Genomic DNA, 17,205 nt, shown 5'->3' on the forward strand with positions numbered 1-17,205 from the left:
TTGTACCGTTACGCGGAAATACCTTGGGCCGACCGATCGGCTCGCTGGCGGCTAATGACGAGCGCCGAGACCAATTGCCTTGCCCTGGCGCGACCCGTGTGGTGGTCATGCACAATCCGATAGGCGGCATCCGCCATTCGCTGCCGCTTTTCGGCTGGCAGGCAAATCAAGGCTTCGACGACCTCGGAAGCGTCACGAGCGATGATGATGGCTTCGTCTTTCGCAAACAGCTCATCCAGGCCTCTCCAAAAATCGCTGATAATCGGAGTGCGGCAGGCGGCGGCTTCGAAGAGGCGAACGCTCGGCGACCAGCCGGCTGCGGTCATCACGGCACGCGTCAAATTGAGCGTGAATCGCTGTCGGCTGTAGAAGGAGGGATGATCAGCCGGCGGAAGATGCTCGATACGGGCAACATTGGCGGGCCATTCGATATAATCCGGATATTGCGGGCCTGCAACGACGAAACGCATCATCGGCAGTTGACGTGCCGGCTCGATCAGCAATCTTTCGAGCATGGGCTGGCGGTCCGCACTATAGGTGCCGAGGTAACCGAGGTCCCATTCGAGGTCTTCGCGCGTATTTCTATAGCGCTCCGCATCGACGGAGCAATAAAGGGCTGTGCCCTGCGACACGCCGTAGCGCGTTTCAAGCCGGTCGATCACCTCTCCGCCGGAGAAAGAGAAGTAGATATCGAACAACGACATCTGGCGGAGCGCGACATATTCCTCATCGTTTCGATCGAGTTTTGCGAGCGTCACCGGCGTGTCGATGTCATAGAAACATAAAAGACGGGGGCGCAGAGCGGCGACGGCATCGATGACCGCAACGCCCTCCGGCACGTAGGAGCCGATGATGACGGCATCGGCCGACGTCAGGCGGCGCCGGTAGCGCGCAATGAGCTCGTCGACGGCATGATAATATGAAAGCTCGCAGAAATCCGGATCCGGCAGGTCGCGCTCCGCCGCATACCAGGGAACATCGCGTTCGAGGAAGAGGACTTTATGGCCCTCCTCCTGCAAACCTCTCAAAAGCGCGCGGAAGGTGGTGGCATGACCATTGCCCCACGAGGAAGACAGCGAAAGGCCGAGAACGACGATATCGAGAGGCCGGTTCATTCCGCCGCTTCCTTCCTGCCCGAATGCGACCGGAACAGGCGGTCCACTTCGACGGCGCGATGCTGATAGGTATGTTCACGAAGGACCCTTTGAAGCGCGCTCCTGCCGATGTCAGCCGCACGCTCGATTGTCAAACTGGCGAGGATGTCTTGGACATCCCGTCCATCCCGGGCGACCAGGATCTCCTCGTCCGGCTTCAGGAAATGATCGATGCCTTCCCAATGGTCCGTGATCAAACAAGCGCCGGCACCGGCGGCCTCGAAGACGCGGGTAGCAGGTGAAAAACCGTTCTGGGCCATGCTCTCGCGGGAAATGTTGAGGACGGCCTTCGGGGTCACATTGAAAGCATTGTGATCCCGCGTCGAGACGTGGCCGATATAGTTGACGTTCGGCGTCATCGGCTTGTCCTGCCATCCCGAGCCGCCAAGGAGGAAGCGAAGGTCGCTTGAGTTTGCGGCCGGTTGAAGAAAGAAGGTTTCGACCCGCGCTTCGCGATCGGGAAGCCGATTGCCGAGAAAGCCGAGATCCGCTTCGAAACGGCGATCGCTGGCAACGGGATGATGGGTTTCCGGATCGAGCGCATTGTAGATTGGTACACAGCTTGCCGCTCCGATCGCGCGATAGGCCGCGACAACGGGATCGCCGCCGCCATAGGTCAGAACTAGGTCGAGATCGGCAAGCGCTTTTCGCAGGGGATGTTCGGAGGATTCCTTCAGTTCGGCCAGCGTTGCCGGCGCGTCGACATCCCAGAATATCTTGAGCGCCTCGGGGCGGGTCGCCTTCATCACCTGCTGCAGGAGCAGGTCGTCCTCAAAGCCGACGCCGCTTGCCTTAACAACGATATCCGCAAGTGCTGCCTCGGCGGCGACGTTTTTCAGCGCTTCAACCGTGCCTTGATAGACCACCACATTGCACCACTCCGGCGGATCGATGTCACGATTTTGCTGCCGCTGATAGACATCCGGCTCGTAGAAGGTGATCTGATAGCCTCTTTGCGCAAGGGCGCGCAGCAGGCCCCGATAATATGTTGCCGCGCCGTTCCAATAGGCGGAGAGGAGGCTGGATCCATAGAAGGCGATCTTCATTCCGCCACCTCCCTCTGACCGAGCACGCCATGCCGCTCGAGGATGCCGAACAGTTCATCGACGCGATGACGGCAGGTATGGCGCGTGCGAATGGTCTCCAGTCCGCTAGCTGCGAGGTCCGACGCGAAGGATTGGTCGGAAAGAACCTCGCGCAGCAAGCGCGTCATCTCATTGCCATCCCTGGCAAAGAGGAAATCCTTGCCGGCCCGGAACAGGCCTTCGACGTCATTCCATGGCGCCGATATCAAAGGGATGCCGCAGGCGAGCGCCTCGAACATCCGGATGGTGGGTATGCCGGGCAATGCCTCGACATAAGGCCGCCTCGGAATATGCATGGTGACCCGATTTTCCGCGAAAGCGCGCGGCACCTCTGCATTGGCGATCCAGCCGCCATAATTTATGCCGGCTTTCTGAAGAGCTTCCAGTGCCAGCGCGGGATAGCGCACTCCGCGAACGGTCGTGACGGTATTCGGTCCAAGACGGCGGCTCGGATCGATCAAGAAAGATGCGATCTCAGCGCTGCGCTCGCCGTCACCCCAATTGCCGATCCAGATCAGATCGCCCTTCTTCTCGACATCGGGCACGGGCTTGAAGAGCGCATCGTCCGCAGCCTCATGCCAGGTGAAGACATTGCGCCCCCACCCGGCCCGCAGATAACGTTCTCTCAGCGTCTCGCCGAAGGTCAGGACAATGTCGTAGTCCTCGAGAGCGAGGGCTGCTATGTCTCCTCGCGCCGACACCGCCCGATGATGCGTATCGTGAAAGACGAGAGCGAACCTGCCGCCTTGCCGTCTCGCCTTGCCCAAGCGTGCAACCAGCGCCGGATCGGTCCATTCATGCACGACGACGACATCGGCCGCGCCGACCGCCGACTCGTGGTCGAAGCCGTCGTCATACGAAGTCGAATGCAGCCGCGGAAAGGCGCGGTGGAAAGCCACGATCGCGCCCTGCCCCTGGTCTCTCAACAGGTTGGCTCGGCTCCACGATCCCGCCGGTTCCAGCGCGACGGTATCATGGCCGCGCCTGATGAGATCGCGCATGACCCCACGCAGAAAATGTGCGTTGCCGTGATTCCAGTCGGACACGAGAGAATGAGTATAGAAAAGAAACTTCATAGTTTGCCCCTTTGCCGCAGGCCGCAGGATCGCTGCATGGCGCGCGAATAGACATTCAGAAGCGACAGGCATTGCGCTTCGACGGAAAAGTCGCGCGAGCGCCGCTGCGCGAGGCCGCCAAGGGCAGTTCGCATCGCGGCATCATCCATGAGCCTGTTGATCGCATCCGCAAATGATTGCGGATTATGCGGATCGGCAAAAAGCGCCGCGCCGTTCCAAATCTCGCGGTAGGTGGGAATATCGGCCAGGACCAGCGCGGCGCCGGCGCGTGCTCCTTCGAGGGCGGCAAGGCCGAATGGTTCATAAATGGAGGGAGAGACAACGATCGCGGCTTTTGCCATGAGCGCCATTATCTCCTGATGCGGCAGCTCGCCGAGGCAGGTCGCATTGCAGATGGCGATGTGCTGGCCGGCGGGTCCGTCGGGCGGCCCCGCCATTAGCACGCGGGCGCGACAGAGGCTCGCGGCTTGATCCAGAACGGCGCCGTTCTTGCCTTCGTCCCACCACCGGCCGGCAGCCAGAACGAACTCCTCTTTCGGCACCGGCATTGGTTCGAAACGGCAGGAATTGTAGACGATCTCGATATTGTCGATCGGCCCGTAGCTGCGGCGAAGAGCGTCCGCATGGCTGCGGCTCGGCGCCATGGCGGCATCGGCACGATCGAACCCAAGCCTGTTCCGGCGCTCCTGCCAGAGCCAACCGGCGGGAACATTGCAAGCCCTGACAGTCTCGAACCAGGTAACGACGCAGGAATGCGAGACTACGATCACCGGCAAATCGATATTCAGGCCTGCCGCCTGCGACGGCAAATTGAGATGGAGCAAGTCGATGGAATGCTCCGCCGCAAGCCCCGCCAGGAGATCGGGGATGACATCGAGCCGCTCTTCACTCTCCGTCGTCCAATCGAGCGGAACGTTAAGCCACGTCAAGGTTCCGGTCTCGCAGGCTTCCCGCGATCGCTCGGCGGATGGTGGCGGTCCGAGACCGGCAAAGACCGTCTGCACACCGCAATGTCTGAGGGCCCCGGCGAGATCCATCGCATAGCGCCAGACTCCACCGACGGCGTCGAGTGTCATCAGAACGTTGCGCGGCCGGCTGACTTGAGTTTGAAAAGAAGCCGGCAGCGAAAGGCGATCCTGGTTCACTCCGAGCGCGCCGTTCATGCCGTCACCCTCCTCGGCTGGCGAACCTGGGAAGCTGCAAAACGATTTTCGACCAGCCAATCATGCAGGTCGCGGATACCGTCGCGCCAGCTTATTTGAGGCACCCATCCGACGGCGCTTTGCAGCGCTCGCGTATCGGCGACGAAATAAAGCTGGTCGCCGGCTCGCCAGTCGCCCTTTGCCGTTTCGACAGCGCGGCCGGTCAATCGGTGGATCTCGTGCAGCGCCATGTTGATACTGATTGCGTTTTGCGGACCGCCACCGAGGTTGAAGGCCTTGCCCTTCAGGCTATCGATCGACCGCATGACGGCTCGGTAGGCCGCGACGGCATCGTTCACGTGCAGAATGTCGCGGACCTGTTTTCCGTCGCCATAGATCGAGATTCTTATGCCTTGCAATGCACAGGTGAGAAAATGGGCAACCCAGCCCTGGTCCTCGGTGCCGAACTGCCGTGGGCCATATATGCAGCTCATTCTAAGCGCCGCCGTCGGCATGCCGAAGGACTTGGCATAGTCCAACACATATTGATCGGCGACCCCTTTCGAGCAGCCATAGGGTGTGCAGAAATTCAGTTTCCGCCTTTCGTCGAAGCCATGCATACGCAGCATCTCGTCGGCCGGAACGTACCGGTCATCGAGGTCTTGCATGGAAATGTCCTCGATATCGCCATACACTTTGTTGGTGCTTGCAAAGACCAGCGGCGCATTGCGTCCCGCCTTGCGCACTGCCTCCAGGACGTTGATCGTTCCGCGCGCATTGGTTTCGAAATCATCGATCGGATGAACGAGGCTCGTCGTCACCGCTGTCTGAGCAGCAAGATGAAAGACCGCCTTCGCATCCGAAAAAACCGGCTCTATGGCGCTGAGGTCGCGGATATCAGCGAGCACCGGATGAACGCGCTCTCCGTGATTTGCCTTGAGCCACCGGAGGTTCGCGTCGACTCCGGGACGGCTGAGATTGTCGAGAATGACGACCTCCTCGCCATCCTTCAGATAGCTGTCGGCGAGATTGCTGCCGATGAAGCCGCTGCCTCCGACGACAACGATGGGCGCGCTTGCCGGTCTCATGACATAAGCCCTCGCTCTTGAAGGTGCTTCGTCATCTCGGCGTTCCGGTCAACCGCGCCGGTGGCGAGAACCCATTCGGCAAACGGGGCGAGCGAATTGTCGAGACGGTGCCGCGGTTCAAAGCCAAGCAGTTCCCGGGCCTTGGAAATATCGGCGAAACAATGCCGGATGTCGCCGGAACGGGCTTTGCCGGTGATGTCGGGTCTGATGTGGCCAAGGCCCATCGACTCCGCCAGCAGCATGGCCACCTGGGAAATTGTATAGGCCTGGCCGCTGCCGATATTGATGACATGACCGGGAGCCCGAGGCTGCTCCAGGGCAAGGCGGAAGGCACGCGCGACGTCGCGCACATGCACGAAATCCCGGCGCTGCTCGCCATCCTCGAAGATCATCGGCGGGTGGCCGTTGGCGAGGCGGGAGGCGAAATTCGCAAGGACGCCGGTATAGGGATTGGAGAGCGCCTGGCCGGCGCCGAAGACGTTGAAAAGCCGCAGTGCCACGGCTTCTACGCCGTAAGCCTCGCCGAAGATGAGGAACTGACGCTCCTGTGCGAATTTAGTGAGCGCGTATATCGATGCGAGATCGACCGGCTTTTCCTCATCGGTCGGAGCCGGAACAAGCGCCTCACCATCCGGACTCAGCGGATCCCATTGTCCTTGTCTGATGCGAGTGCCGTTGCGGCGTATGAAGCCGAAATGCTCTCCCGCGCGCGATGCATACATCCCCTCGCCGTAGACGCTCATAGAAGAGGCAACGACGGCACGCTTGATCGGAAGGCCGATCATCGCTTCAAGGAGAACCGCAGTGCCGAGATCGTTGCCGCCGACATAGCGAGCGATCTCGTACATGGACTGTCCGACGCCGACCTCGGCGGCGAGATGGACGACGCCATCGACATCCTGCAGCGCCTCCCGCACGGCGTGTTTGTCGCGCACATCACCACGGATAAGCTCTGCAGCGCTGGACAGATGAACTTCAGCGTCGCCATGCACCTGATCGATCAACGCATCGAGGACGCGGACCTCATATCCATTTTCGAGAAGTTCTTCCGTAACGTGACGGCCAATGAAGCCGCAACCACCGGTAACAAGAATACGTGACATCATTCACCTTGAGCTGTAGATTGGATCGCCTTTGATCGCCTCCGAACCATGAGCCCTAAGGAATGTTCCTCAAGCTATGACATCTTTGTCTCCTGTGACATCATCAATGATGCCGCCATGCAGTGCACCACAGCGGTGCCCTTCTTCATCAACAACTTCTTCAGGAACAAGCCTGTTCCAATAAAGTTAGGCGAGCTTCGAGGCGCTGCTGGCGTGGGGCGCTTGATCGGCGACACCTGCAGGAGGAAGCAATGAACCTACTCACACCGGTGGAAATAGGAACCATGAGGGCCGCCATCGTAACCGGAGCCGGACGGCTGCGCGTGGAAGACATACCCGTTCCGCAACCTGGTCCGGGGCAGCTCCGCGTCAAGCTCGAAGGTTGCGGGGTCTGCGCGTCCAATTTGACGCCATGGGCAGGTCCCGAATGGATGCGATTTCCGACAGAACCAGGAGGGCTCGGTCACGAAGGCTGGGGTGTGGTCGATGCCGTCGGAGAGAATGTTCAAAGCGTCGCCATCGGCGACCGCGTGGCGTCTCTCGGTCAGCACGCCTATGCCACCCATGATATTGCCGATGAAAATGCCGTCGTCCGTCTGCCCCCTGAATTCGACGGCGAACCCTTTCCTGGAGAACCGCTGGGCTGCGCCCTGAATATCTTCAAGCGCAGCGACATCGTTGCCGGGCAGACTGTCGCGATCGTCGGCATCGGCTTTCTCGGCGCCCTGCTGACGCAGCTCTGCGTGGCGGCCGGTGCGCACGTCATCGCCCTTTCCCGCCGGCCATTTTCGCTCGACCTCGCAAGGCGTTCGGGTGCGAGCGAGACGATTCCCCTGGATGATCACTGGCGGATCATCGAGCATGTTAAGCAGATCACCAATGGGCGCTTCTGCGACAGGGTCATCGAGGCTGTCGGCAAGCAATGGCCTCTCGATCTCGCCGCCGAACTGACCCGTGAACGTGGCCGCCTCATTGTCGCCGGCTACCACCAGGATGGGCCGAGGCAGATCAATATGCAATTGTGGAACTGGCGCGGTCTCGATGTCGTCAACGCGCATGAGCGCGATCCCGCCATCTATATCGAAGGCATTCGCGATGCTGTCACGGCGATCCGCGCTGGCCGCCTCGATCCATCGCCGCTTTATACTCACCGCTTCCCCTTGGAGCGCCTCGATGACGCTCTGAACATGACGCGAGACCGCCCCGATGGTTTTGTCAAAGCTTTGATTGTCTACCCATGAGCGAACTTGATCTCGACATTGGAGAGCACAGCGTCCTCCGTCCTCCCCGGATCGGTTTCCTGGGTGTGGGCTGGATCGGGCGGCACCGGATGAAAGCCGTTTTGGACACGGGGCTGGTCGAAGCGGCTGTTATCTGCGATCCGTCGCCGGACATGGCGGAGGCAGCGCGCGAACTCGCGCCCGGAGCGGCCGTCGTGGCCTCCTTCGAGGCGCTGTTGAAGGAGGACCTTGACGGCATCGTCATTGCGACCCCCAGCGCATTGCATGCGCAGCAATCAATCGAGGCCCTGAAGCGCGGCATTGCGGTTTTCTGCCAAAAGCCGCTGGGCCGCACGCGGCGGGAAGTCGACCGCGTCGTCGAAGCAGCTCGGGCAGCAGACAAGCTCCTGGGTGTCGATCTTTCCTACCGCCAAACAAAGGGCATGCGCAGCATCCGCGATCTCGTCCGCAGCGGCGAACTCGGCAATATCTTCGCGGTGGACATGGTGTTTCACAACGCCTACGGACCGGATAAGGCCTGGTTCTACGACAAGGCCCTCTCGGGCGGGGGATGTGTCATGGACCTCGGCATTCATCTGGCGGACCTTGCGCTCTGGGCGCTCGACTTTCCGGCCGTGACGAAGATGGAAAGCAGCCTCTTTCGGCAAGGCGCTCCGGTTCGGGCCGACAGCAACGAGGTCGAAGATTTCGCTGTCGCAACAGCCACCCTGTCGACCGGCACCGTCTTGCGGCTGACGTGCTCATGGCGGCTGAATGCGGGTTGCGATGCCATCATCAGCGCGGACTTCTATGGAAACGAGGGCGGCGCGACTATGCGCAACGTCAATGGATCGTTTTACGATTTCATCGCCGAGCGCCATCGCGGAACCCGGACGGGGGTGCTTGCGACGCCGCCGGATGAATGGGGCGGTCGCGCCGCCGCCGAATGGGCGACGCGCCTCGCCGCCGGCGAAACCTACGATCCCGAATGCGAGACGTTGATTGCTTCGGCAGCATTACTCGATGCCATCTACGATCGCTGAAATCCCTGTTTGCGCGTCTCGTGGACTACACCTGTTACCATTTGATGCGATAGTCGACCCGCACATCGCCTGCCGGCGTCAACGTCAGGGGATCGGTAAATGAAGCGGTGAAATTGAGATTGGGCGCGATCGCTTGGTTGAAGGCAAACGTGCTCGAGAAGGCGCTGGTCGTGTCCGTCAGCTCTCCGCTCGCCGAGATCGACGTTCCAGTCCAAGGAAAGATCATCTTTACCCCATGCGAGGCGGTGATGGAGGCCGGCGCGGTCTGCGTCGTCTCATAGCTGACGTTCAACGATCGCAACGTCTGGATATCGAGATCATTCGAGAGGCTCCAGTTTCGCGACCGACCAAGATACAACATTCCGCTGCCCGTCAGCGTGTTCAGCCGCACCGCAACTTCGCGCCTTGAACTGCTCGCAAAATTGCTGCGATCGTCCACCGCTCTTCCCCAAAGCGTGGCGAGTTCGGAACCGCTCAGGATCGTTCCGCCGGGTGCGCTACCAAGACCGATATCCGCACCCGCGCTCATTTCCCACGCCATGGGCAGCCGAAAGCCGATCGTCGTGTGATAGGTCTGGGGGGCAACCTTGACTGGCGACCAGATTACTAGATCGCCGGCATAAGCCTTATGCGAAAGCGGCACAGCACCTGCGAGGACCCCAAGAAAAATACCTGTTGAAACGAATCTCATCACAAAAGCCCAATTGCATTTGCACCGAGGCCAGCGCGCCAGAGCGCTGCATCGTCAGCCGAAGCCAATGCGAAAACGCATTTTGGCCTCAGATTGATTTGGTTGGTAAGAGCCAATCCAACGATGCGTTGCCTGTCATTTTGACAACCGCACCACTGTCACGAGGCAACGCGCTGCGCGCCTCAAAACAACTCTCGATGAGCAGAGTCCCATTCAAGGAACTGCTTGTAAACCCCTCGGACCGAAGTTTTTTGCTGCGATGCACATGTGCCGCACCTCTGCCCGTCGATCAGCCTCTGACGGGAACAACTCCGACCGGTTGAGGTTCGGAGCTACCAACCTATGGAGGACACCATGGCAGACAACGAAATCCGCGACGTCTTTATCGCCGGTCTCAGAAATGCACACGCGATGGAAAATCAGGCGCTCAGCATTATGAAGCCGCAACTGTCGCGCATCGAAAACTATCCGGAAGTGGCCGCGAAACTCGAACAGCACATTCGGGAAACCGAGGGCCAGATCACACGCCTTGAGGAAGTTCTCGACGGGCTGGACGAAGACCATTCGACATTGAAGGATATGGCTTTGTCGTTCACCGGTGCGATGGCGGCCATGGGCCACACGATGGCGGGGGATGAGATCCTGAAGAATTCCTTTGCCAACTTCGCATTCGAAAACTTTGAGATCGCCGCCTACAAATCCCTGTTGACCGTCGCCGACGCCGGCGGCTTTGCTGCCGCCACGACCGCCCTGCAGTCCAATCTTGCCGAAGAGCAGGCAATGGCAAAATGGCTCGACACCAATCTAGCCGCTGTCACCCAGAAATTCCTGCTGCTGCGGGAAGGTGGAGCGACCGCCAAGGTCTGACGGAACCGTCCTATGCGATCGATAGCGGACAATCTCGGGAAGGTCATTCGCAAAAAGGAACGGATGGCCCGATTGTCAGTTCTATGGGAGCGCCACAACTCAAGCTCCGCCGGATCGGTCGATAGAACCATGCGCATTCTGATTTGGCTGTGCATCGCCGCCGCAGTGGCTGTCGCCGCGATCTGGTTCTTGACAAAACCGACCGTACCTTTTGCTGCGAATGATCCGCGCCTTCAAGGCAACGGCGATCCGGCGCGGGGGCAGCTTATCTTTGCCGCCGGCGACTGCGCCTCCTGTCACGCCACTCCTGGCCAGCAGGACCGGCTAAGCTTGGGCGGCGGCATCGCGCTCCCATCCCCCTTCGGCACGTTCCGTGCACCTAATATCTCATCCGATCCCGTCGATGGCATAGGCGCCTGGAGCACGGTCGATCTCGCCAATGCCATGATCGGCGGCGTTTCTCCTCGCCATCAGCACTATTATCCCGTGTTTCCCTATACGAACTATACCGGCATGCGGATTGAGGACATCAAGGATCTAAGGGCCTATCTGAAAACATTGCCTCCGGTTTCCGGCCGTCCGCCCCCGCATGACCTGTCTCTTCTGTTCCGTGTACGCCGCATGTTGGGCTTGTGGAAGCTCCTGTTCTTCCGGGTAGGGCAGACGCAGGCGCCCCTCACTGCCGATCCCGTCCTCGCCCGCGGCGGCTATCTGGTCGAGACCGTTGGCCATTGTGCGGAATGCCATTCGTCACGCAATTTCTTCGGTGCCATCAAGGCCGAAACGCGGTTTGCCGGCGGCATCGACCCTGAGGGCACAGGCTTCGTTCCCAACATCACACCGAGCCGGATTGGACATTGGTCCGAAGCCGACATCGCGGAAGTGTTGAAGAGCGGCAACACACCGGATCACGGCCGCGTCGGCTCGTCCATGGCCGAGGTCGTCACCAACATGGCGATGCTGCCGCAGAGCGATCGCGAAGCTATCGCCCACTACATCAAGACGCTACCCGCCCGTCCGACGCCGCGCCCTTGAACAGATTAATGCGTGTAAAGATAGGCGGCGACATCGCGCGCCTCGGCCTCCGAAATCCCGGTTCTCGGCATGGCGGACCTGGGCGAGAAATCCTGCGGCGACACGATCCAATGCACGAGATTGTCGCCTGTGTTGTTGACCACGCCCGCGATATAGACCCGCTGTTGAAGACCCGACAAGGCGCCGCCCACTTGACCGTCCGCTCCGGGAATTCCGGGGATTTGATGGCATCCGGTGCAGCCGTATCGGCGGAAGATCGGCGGCGCGCGGGAGGGATCGCCGCCTCCGGCGAGCACGCGCGCAGCCTCTCGGCGCTCCTCCGAGTTCTTTGCCATGTTCGTGCCGATCAGAGCGCAGAGCAACGCGATGGCTGCTGCGCCCACCCAGGCATTGCGATATCTATGAAGGGCGGATGCGCTGAACATGCTCCACTCCCCGGCCGGCATTCGCGATCCACAGCGCAGCCATTGCGAGTGCCGCACCGGCATAAATCGTCCCGGCTGGAATCCACATAACCATGCCGGCGAGCTGCTGGTCCTCCAGCGGCGTGAGCCACCATGTTGCCGCAGCATGCGTCTGCTCGACATAAAGGACGCGCGGCGCAAGCGCCATAAGGGCGCCGAGAGCGCCGGTGTGTAGCATGGTCAGGAAAAGATGCCACGCCGCGACGCCGTGATTGCTGCGCCAGAAGATCGACCACCAGAACAGGACGGCAGTGGCGAAAAAGCTCAGGTGCTGCAGACGATGCAACGTGACATCGCTGACGGCGGCATCGAACAGGACCGGCGCGTGCCACGCCCATATAGCGACGGCATGCAGCAATGTGGCGTTAGTTCCTCCGCTCAGCCAGCGCCAGGTGCTCCGCACGGAGCTTCTTCTCATCGTCCTCCCCGTCGAGCGCCTCAATCGGTCCGGCAGGCCCCACAGGAATATGCCGGCGGGTCGCGCGATGACAATCATCGGGGCGGAGATCGCCATGATGATTTCATGCTCGATCATGTGAAACGTAAAAAGTTGCTCTCCGAGCCAGTGCAGCGGAGATATGAGTGCGCCGGCGAGCGTCAGCCAGCCCGCCCAGTAGCAGAGGGCGCGCTTCGCCACAACGGGCCGGCTCGTTCGGGCGCGTCGCCACAGTCTCCAGGAACCTCGGCCATAAAGAAGAGCAGCGATCGTCAAGGGCGTGACAATCCACGGATCGATCGTCCATTCCGAATGAAATAGATGTGCCTCTGCGCCGTGCGCAGCAGCCTGTTCGGCCGTCATCAGCAGAAATATGAAGGCGCCTAGTGTTCGCATGCGTTCAAGAGCCATGTGGCTCCCCCCTGCAGCAGGAGCGCGAAGGCAAAGACGAGCCCGACCAGGACGCTGAGATGGCGGATGAACAGTCCCGTTCGGGCCTCCTCCGGCGTGGAACCGGCCTGCGGCACCACTGCACTGGCGACTGCAAGCACGATAGCAACGGCAGATGTGAGAAGCGACCAATAGGTGCGACGGCTACAATCGACATAGGGCAGGATTTGGCCGAGCTGGGTGTTGATGGCCCATATAAGAGGGGCAAGGATCAATCCCCCATATTTTGTCGCCGCGGTCATCATAGGCGTGGTACCCAGTAAATGCATGCGTATAAGGGAATCCAAGCCACGACGACAAAGTTCCAGTACATCGCATTATCCTGCACATCGCCGAAGCGGCGCGGATTGTCGGCATGCCCCGTGAACATCAGACAGGTCAGAACTATCGTATCTATCAGGTCCGTGATGATGTGGGTCGTATGAAGACCCAACATGGTCCATATGATCGTGCCATAGGCATTGTCGTCCCAGCGCACGTGAAGGACTGTGAATTCGAAAGCGCGCAGGACCAGCGGTACCGCCCCGAGCACCGACATGACGATCAGCCCGATCCGCACCTTCAGCAGATCTCTTTGCCGCGCCCAGCGAGACAAAAAGATATTCGGCACGACACTTACCAACAATATAGCTGTCAGGGCCGTTCCGGGAACAAGCCCCGGCGCTGGCGCTTTGATAGGCCATTGCGGGGCGATGCTCATCAGGTAAAAATACACTGCGATCGCCAATGCGAAGCCCGAACCTTCGATGAGCATGAAGGCGCAGGTTCCCCACCAGGTCGGGCTCGCCGTACCCATGCCATGGGGCGGCAGCCTTGAAACATCGAGTACGACGCGCTCCTTCACGACTCATCCTCCGGCGTTTGTTTCGGCCAGAACCAACCCGTCAACGTGATGCCGATCGGGATCGATCCCCATACGACGGCCCATGGCGAGAAGATCGACCAGATCAGCATCACAGTGGTGGCAAGAGCCGCTAAGAGCGGCCAGATCGAATTTCGCGGCGATGACTCACTGGCTTCCGGTTGCGCCTCGACGACGCTGCTGACGATCAATTCTCGCCGGTCGGTGCGCAAGCCGGCCGCCACCGTGAGCTCATCCGGCTGCGCCCACAATGGATCGCGGGCGCCGACCACCGGAATGCGGCGGAAATTGAAGCATGGCGGCGGTGACGATGTCGCCCATTCGAGCGTCGAGGCGCCCCAGGGGTTCTCGCTTGCGATCTGGCCGGATCGAGCGCTGCGGAGGACATCGATGAAGAAGACCAGGAAGCCCAGCGAAAGGATAACGGCGCTCAGGCTGACGAACATATTTATGCCGGCCCAGGGCATTTCCGGCTGATAGGTGTAGATGCGCCGCGGCATGCCCTCGAGCCCTAGAATATGCATCGGAAAGAATGTCAGATTGAAGCCGATGAAGATCAGCCCGAACGCCCAGCGGCCAAGCGTCTCGCTCATCATCCGGCCGGTCATCTTGGGAAACCAGTAATAGATGGCGCCGAGCAAGGGAAAGACGGCGCCGCCGACCAGGACGTAGTGGAAATGCGCGACGACGAAATAGGTGTCGTGCACCTGGGTATCGAACGGCACCGACGCAACCATCACTCCCGTCAGGCCGCCAATGACAAAGGTCACCAGGAAGCCGAGGACGAACAGCATCGGCGTCTTGAATATGGGTTGCCCGCCCCACAGCGTCGCCAGCCAGCAAAATATCTGGACGCCGGCGGGAATGGCGATCGCCATGCTGGATGCGGTAAAGAAGCTTTCGCCGAGCCGCGGCAGCCCGACGACGAACATGTGATGAACCCAGAGGCCAAAAGCCAGTATCCCCGTGGCGATCAGCGCCATTACCAGCGGAAGATACCCGAATGCGGGCCGGCGCGAGAAGGTCGCGACGATCGTCGAGACCATGCCGACGGCCGGGAGGAAGATGATATAGACCTCGGGATGGCCGAAGAACCAGAACAGATGCTGCCACAGCAACACATCACCGCCCTCGGCCGGATTGTAGAACTGTGTTCCGATCAGGCGGTCCATGATCAGCGATGAGCTGGCGAGCATGATTGCCGGCATGGCCATGATGACGAGGAAAGCCGTGACGACCATCGACCAGACAAACAACGGAATGCGGTCCAGAGACATGCCGGGCGCACGCTGCTTGAAGACGGTAACGACAATTTCCACCGCAACAGCCAATGCCGAAACCTCGGTGAAGGTGATCATCTGCGCCCAAAGGTCGGCGCGTTTGCCGGCGCCATATTGCGGTCCGGACAGGGGCACATAAGCGAACCATCCGACATCGGGCGCGGTATCCAGGGCAAACGAGATCCATAACAGCAGGCCGCCCGCCAGAAAGATCCAATAGGAAAAGGCGTTCAAGCGCGGAAAGGCGATGTTGCGCGTGCCGACCATGAGCGGCACGAGATATACCGCCATGGCTTCCATGACGGGCACGGCAAACAGGAACATCATGTTCGCGCCATGCATCGTGAATATCTGGTTGTAGCGATCCGGACCGATGAAGCGCGCCTCCGGCCGCGCCAGTTGCAGCCGCATCGCGAGCGCCAGCAGACCGCCCATGGCGAGAAAGACGAAAGCGGTGGCGATGTAGCGGCGGCCGATGATCTTGTGATCGACGGTGGTGAAAGCTCCCCAGACGCCGGCTGGCGTCATCCAGGTCCGCGCCAGCCGCCGTTCGAGCTCGTCGTCCCCCAGCATCAAATCCGTCGGTTGCGTCGGTTTGCCGTCCTTCGTCATCGCAGGCTTTCCATATAGGCGGAAAGCTGCCGCAACTCGTCGCTGGAGAGCGGCACCATCGGCATGTTGTTTCCGGGTTTCAGCGTCTGGGGATCGGCGATCCATGCGGCAAGCGAACCGCGGGTATTGTCAAGCAGGCCGGCCGCAATCGTCTCGCGGCTGCCGACATGAGTCAAATCCGGCCCCGTCGACCCCGATGCCTCAGTGCCGCGTATGGTGTGACAGGCGGCGCAGGGCTTACGCATGAAGAGAGCCTTGCCAGCAATCGCTTCCGGGTCCCCCGGCGATGCACTGTTGGCCCGCTGTGCGGCAGCCCAGCGCTGGTAGTCGGCCATGTCCTCGGCAACGACGAACAGCGCCATGTGACTGTGCTGCAGCCCACAGAATTCCGCGCATTGACCGCGATAAACACCCGGACGGTCCGCGCGGATGGTTATGGTGTTCTGCCGGCCGGGAATGAGGTCGCGTTTGCCGGCGAGGCTCGGCACCCAGAAGGAATGAATGACATCGATACTTTCGAGCTGGATGCGAACATCCACGCCGACCGGAATGTGCATCTCATTGGCCGTCTGAAACGCCTTGGCCGGGTCGGCCTCGTTATAGAAGAATTGCCACCACCATTGCTGGCCGCGCACCTTGATCGTCAGATCGGCATCCTGAGCCGCGCTGAGACCACGGGTCGCATAGAAGCTCGCAATCGTCAGGCCGGCAATGATCAGCACGGTCGCTGCCACCGCCGCGGTCACGATCTTTCCCATTCGCCGCTCGCTCTCGGGGCTTGGATTTTGCCGCGGCGTTCTGGATCGCAGCAATGCCAGGACCAGAACGATCATGACCGCTGCCCAAACCACAGAGCAGACGATCACGATTCCGATGATGAGATGTTTGAGCTGAACGGCCGAAGCACCCTCGGCATTCAGAGCCGACTGTGCGCCATTGCATCCTGCAATCAGGATTGCGGACAGGGACAAGAAAACGGCAGCACCCGCTTTCAAGGCGACGGCCCCTGCTCGGGGTTCATCCCGACAGGGCCTTCTTCGAATAGGATTGCCGCCGGCGCGCGGTTCTCCGCCGGGCGCGTATGCGTGTCGTCATTGCGGCTTGGCGCGGTGGTTTTGGCCTTATATGCACCGATCGTCTGGACATAGCCCGCAAGCTGCCAGATCTCATCGATTGTCATCTTGTCGCGAAAAGCCGGCATTCCATGCGGGCGGCCATCGCGGATGGAGGCTGCGATCGACACCATCTCCGGGCCATAAAGCCACCAGCCATCGAGGAAGGAAGGACCGACCCCGCCGCGCCCGTCGCCGTGGCATGCCCCACAGCCGAACGAAGAATAGAGCCTCTTACCCTGGCTGAGATCATAAGCGGTTTTCTCGTAAGGCTTGCCGAGGGCGAAGTAGATTTCCGGGGGCGTGCCGCTGATACCGTTCGGCATCAGGCGGAGCTCGTCCAGGGCGGCCCCGACCGGGGGATCGGTTCGATATTGTCGCGCTTCGCGGGCACTGCCGACGAGGGCGGCCGCGCCAAGGGCCACCAGAAAGGCGCCGATTAGGAATGCGCGATCAAAGGCTTCTCTTCCTACCTCCCACGACAT

Annotated in this window: 18 protein-coding genes; 4 read left to right on the forward strand and 14 right to left on the reverse strand. The window is 60.6% G+C overall.

Annotated elements, in window-relative coordinates; genetic code table 11:
* Positions 1-8 precede the first annotated feature (8 nt).
* The 6 genes from QDY28_RS19940 to QDY28_RS19965 all read right to left on the reverse strand — a co-directional run bounded on the left by QDY28_RS19940 (position 9) and on the right by QDY28_RS19965 (position 6,648).
* Positions 9-1,115, reverse strand: a complete 1,107-nt coding sequence (locus QDY28_RS19940; RefSeq protein ID WP_331383385.1) for a CgeB family protein — start codon at positions 1,113-1,115, stop codon at positions 9-11.
* Positions 1,112-2,200 (reverse strand): CgeB family protein, encoded by a 1,089-nt coding sequence (locus QDY28_RS19945; RefSeq protein WP_331383386.1) that lies wholly within the window; start codon positions 2,198-2,200, stop codon positions 1,112-1,114. Before QDY28_RS19945 ends, QDY28_RS19940 begins: the two co-directional genes overlap by 4 nt.
* Positions 2,197-3,315 carry a CgeB family protein gene (locus QDY28_RS19950; protein ID WP_331383387.1) on the reverse strand — a complete coding sequence of 373 codons (1,119 nt, stop codon included), beginning with the start codon at positions 3,313-3,315 and terminating at the stop codon, positions 2,197-2,199. Before QDY28_RS19950 ends, QDY28_RS19945 begins: the two co-directional genes overlap by 4 nt.
* The gene (locus tag QDY28_RS19955; RefSeq protein ID WP_331383432.1) at positions 3,312-4,391 is read right to left on the reverse strand and encodes a glycosyltransferase family 4 protein; all 1,080 of its coding nucleotides are present in this window, start codon (positions 4,389-4,391) and stop codon (positions 3,312-3,314) included. The genes QDY28_RS19950 and QDY28_RS19955 overlap by 4 nt, the downstream gene beginning before the upstream one ends.
* Positions 4,392-4,474: 83 nt before the next feature.
* Positions 4,475-5,545 (reverse strand): NAD-dependent epimerase/dehydratase family protein, encoded by a 1,071-nt coding sequence (locus QDY28_RS19960; RefSeq protein ID WP_331383388.1) that lies wholly within the window; start codon positions 5,543-5,545, stop codon positions 4,475-4,477.
* A complete protein-coding gene (locus QDY28_RS19965) occupies positions 5,542-6,648 on the reverse strand; it encodes an NAD-dependent epimerase/dehydratase family protein (protein ID WP_331383389.1) in 1,107 nt (368 codons plus the stop codon). Before QDY28_RS19965 ends, QDY28_RS19960 begins: the two co-directional genes overlap by 4 nt.
* A 251-nt stretch (positions 6,649-6,899) precedes the next feature.
* Here QDY28_RS19965 and QDY28_RS19970 point away from each other — a divergent pair, with 251 nt between their 5' ends.
* Together QDY28_RS19970 and QDY28_RS19975 are read left to right on the forward strand one after the other, a co-directional pair.
* Positions 6,900-7,889, forward strand: coding sequence for an MDR/zinc-dependent alcohol dehydrogenase-like family protein (locus QDY28_RS19970; RefSeq protein ID WP_331383390.1), 990 nt, complete (start codon positions 6,900-6,902; stop codon positions 7,887-7,889).
* Positions 7,886-8,911, forward strand: coding sequence for a Gfo/Idh/MocA family protein (locus QDY28_RS19975; RefSeq protein WP_331383391.1), 1,026 nt, complete (start codon positions 7,886-7,888; stop codon positions 8,909-8,911). Before QDY28_RS19970 ends, QDY28_RS19975 begins: the two co-directional genes overlap by 4 nt.
* Before the next feature lie 34 nt (positions 8,912-8,945).
* On the opposite strand, the gene QDY28_RS19980 is transcribed toward QDY28_RS19975, so the two are convergent.
* A complete protein-coding gene (locus tag QDY28_RS19980) occupies positions 8,946-9,602 on the reverse strand; it encodes a hypothetical protein (RefSeq protein WP_331383392.1) in 657 nt (218 codons plus the stop codon).
* A gap of 354 nt (positions 9,603-9,956) precedes the next feature.
* On the opposite strand from QDY28_RS19980, the gene QDY28_RS19985 reads away from it, so the two are divergent.
* Together QDY28_RS19985 and QDY28_RS19990 are read left to right on the forward strand one after the other, a co-directional pair.
* Complete coding sequence (locus QDY28_RS19985; RefSeq protein ID WP_331383393.1) at positions 9,957-10,469, forward strand: ferritin-like domain-containing protein; 513 nt, start codon at positions 9,957-9,959, stop codon at positions 10,467-10,469.
* A 129-nt stretch (positions 10,470-10,598) separates the two neighbouring features.
* A complete protein-coding gene (locus QDY28_RS19990; RefSeq protein ID WP_331383394.1) occupies positions 10,599-11,504 on the forward strand; it encodes a c-type cytochrome in 906 nt (301 codons plus the stop codon).
* A gap of 5 nt (positions 11,505-11,509) precedes the next feature.
* Here QDY28_RS19990 and QDY28_RS19995 read toward each other — a convergent pair whose 3' ends face one another.
* The 7 genes from QDY28_RS19995 to QDY28_RS20025 form a co-directional block, all read right to left on the reverse strand.
* Positions 11,510-11,839 carry a c-type cytochrome gene (locus QDY28_RS19995; protein WP_442967564.1) on the reverse strand — a complete coding sequence of 110 codons (330 nt, stop codon included), beginning with the start codon at positions 11,837-11,839 and terminating at the stop codon, positions 11,510-11,512.
* A gap of 64 nt (positions 11,840-11,903) precedes the next feature.
* Positions 11,904-12,800, reverse strand: a complete 897-nt coding sequence (locus QDY28_RS20000; RefSeq protein WP_442967565.1) for a cytochrome c oxidase assembly protein — start codon at positions 12,798-12,800, stop codon at positions 11,904-11,906.
* Positions 12,788-13,096 carry a hypothetical protein gene (locus QDY28_RS20005; protein ID WP_331383396.1) on the reverse strand — a complete coding sequence of 103 codons (309 nt, stop codon included), beginning with the start codon at positions 13,094-13,096 and terminating at the stop codon, positions 12,788-12,790. The genes QDY28_RS20000 and QDY28_RS20005 overlap by 13 nt, the downstream gene beginning before the upstream one ends.
* Positions 13,096-13,698, reverse strand: a complete 603-nt coding sequence (locus tag QDY28_RS20010; RefSeq protein WP_331383397.1) for a cytochrome c oxidase subunit 3 — start codon at positions 13,696-13,698, stop codon at positions 13,096-13,098. Before QDY28_RS20010 ends, QDY28_RS20005 begins: the two co-directional genes overlap by 1 nt.
* Positions 13,695-15,608 carry a cytochrome c oxidase subunit I gene (ctaD, locus tag QDY28_RS20015; RefSeq protein WP_331383398.1) on the reverse strand — a complete coding sequence of 638 codons (1,914 nt, stop codon included), beginning with the start codon at positions 15,606-15,608 and terminating at the stop codon, positions 13,695-13,697. Before ctaD ends, QDY28_RS20010 begins: the two co-directional genes overlap by 4 nt.
* Positions 15,605-16,603 carry a cytochrome c oxidase subunit II gene (gene coxB / locus QDY28_RS20020; RefSeq protein ID WP_331383399.1) on the reverse strand — a complete coding sequence of 333 codons (999 nt, stop codon included), beginning with the start codon at positions 16,601-16,603 and terminating at the stop codon, positions 15,605-15,607. Before coxB ends, ctaD begins: the two co-directional genes overlap by 4 nt.
* A complete protein-coding gene (locus tag QDY28_RS20025) occupies positions 16,600-17,205 on the reverse strand; it encodes a c-type cytochrome (RefSeq protein WP_331383400.1) in 606 nt (201 codons plus the stop codon). The genes coxB and QDY28_RS20025 overlap by 4 nt, the downstream gene beginning before the upstream one ends.

It is taken from the genome of Rhizobium sp. BR 362 (genome assembly GCF_036528765.1).
GTDB lineage: Bacteria > Pseudomonadota > Alphaproteobacteria > Rhizobiales > Rhizobiaceae > Rhizobium.

Coding starts and splice junctions, on each gene's coding strand:
- QDY28_RS19985 (WP_331383393.1), top strand. CDS start 9,957: ATGGCAGACAACGAAATCCGCGACGTCTTTATCGCCGGTCTCAGAAAT.
- QDY28_RS19965 (WP_331383389.1), bottom strand. CDS start 6,648: ATGTCACGTATTCTTGTTACCGGTGGTTGCGGCTTCATTGGCCGTCAC.
- QDY28_RS20000 (WP_442967565.1), bottom strand. CDS start 12,800: ATGCGAACACTAGGCGCCTTCATATTTCTGCTGATGACGGCCGAACAG.
- QDY28_RS19945 (WP_331383386.1), bottom strand. CDS start 2,200: ATGAAGATCGCCTTCTATGGATCCAGCCTCCTCTCCGCCTATTGGAAC.
- QDY28_RS19980 (WP_331383392.1), bottom strand. CDS start 9,602: ATGAGATTCGTTTCAACAGGTATTTTTCTTGGGGTCCTCGCAGGTGCT.
- QDY28_RS19940 (WP_331383385.1), bottom strand. CDS start 1,115: ATGAACCGGCCTCTCGATATCGTCGTTCTCGGCCTTTCGCTGTCTTCC.
- QDY28_RS19995 (WP_442967564.1), bottom strand. CDS start 11,839: ATGGCAAAGAACTCGGAGGAGCGCCGAGAGGCTGCGCGCGTGCTCGCC.
- QDY28_RS19955 (WP_331383432.1), bottom strand. CDS start 4,391: ATGACACTCGACGCCGTCGGTGGAGTCTGGCGCTATGCGATGGATCTC.
- QDY28_RS19990 (WP_331383394.1), top strand. CDS start 10,599: ATGCGCATTCTGATTTGGCTGTGCATCGCCGCCGCAGTGGCTGTCGCC.
- QDY28_RS20025 (WP_331383400.1), bottom strand. CDS start 17,205: ATGTCGTGGGAGGTAGGAAGAGAAGCCTTTGATCGCGCATTCCTAATC.
- QDY28_RS19960 (WP_331383388.1), bottom strand. CDS start 5,545: ATGAGACCGGCAAGCGCGCCCATCGTTGTCGTCGGAGGCAGCGGCTTC.
- QDY28_RS19970 (WP_331383390.1), top strand. CDS start 6,900: ATGAACCTACTCACACCGGTGGAAATAGGAACCATGAGGGCCGCCATC.
- QDY28_RS19975 (WP_331383391.1), top strand. CDS start 7,886: ATGAGCGAACTTGATCTCGACATTGGAGAGCACAGCGTCCTCCGTCCT.
- QDY28_RS19950 (WP_331383387.1), bottom strand. CDS start 3,315: ATGAAGTTTCTTTTCTATACTCATTCTCTCGTGTCCGACTGGAATCAC.
- ctaD (WP_331383398.1), bottom strand. CDS start 15,608: ATGACGAAGGACGGCAAACCGACGCAACCGACGGATTTGATGCTGGGG.
- QDY28_RS20005 (WP_331383396.1), bottom strand. CDS start 13,096: ATGACCGCGGCGACAAAATATGGGGGATTGATCCTTGCCCCTCTTATA.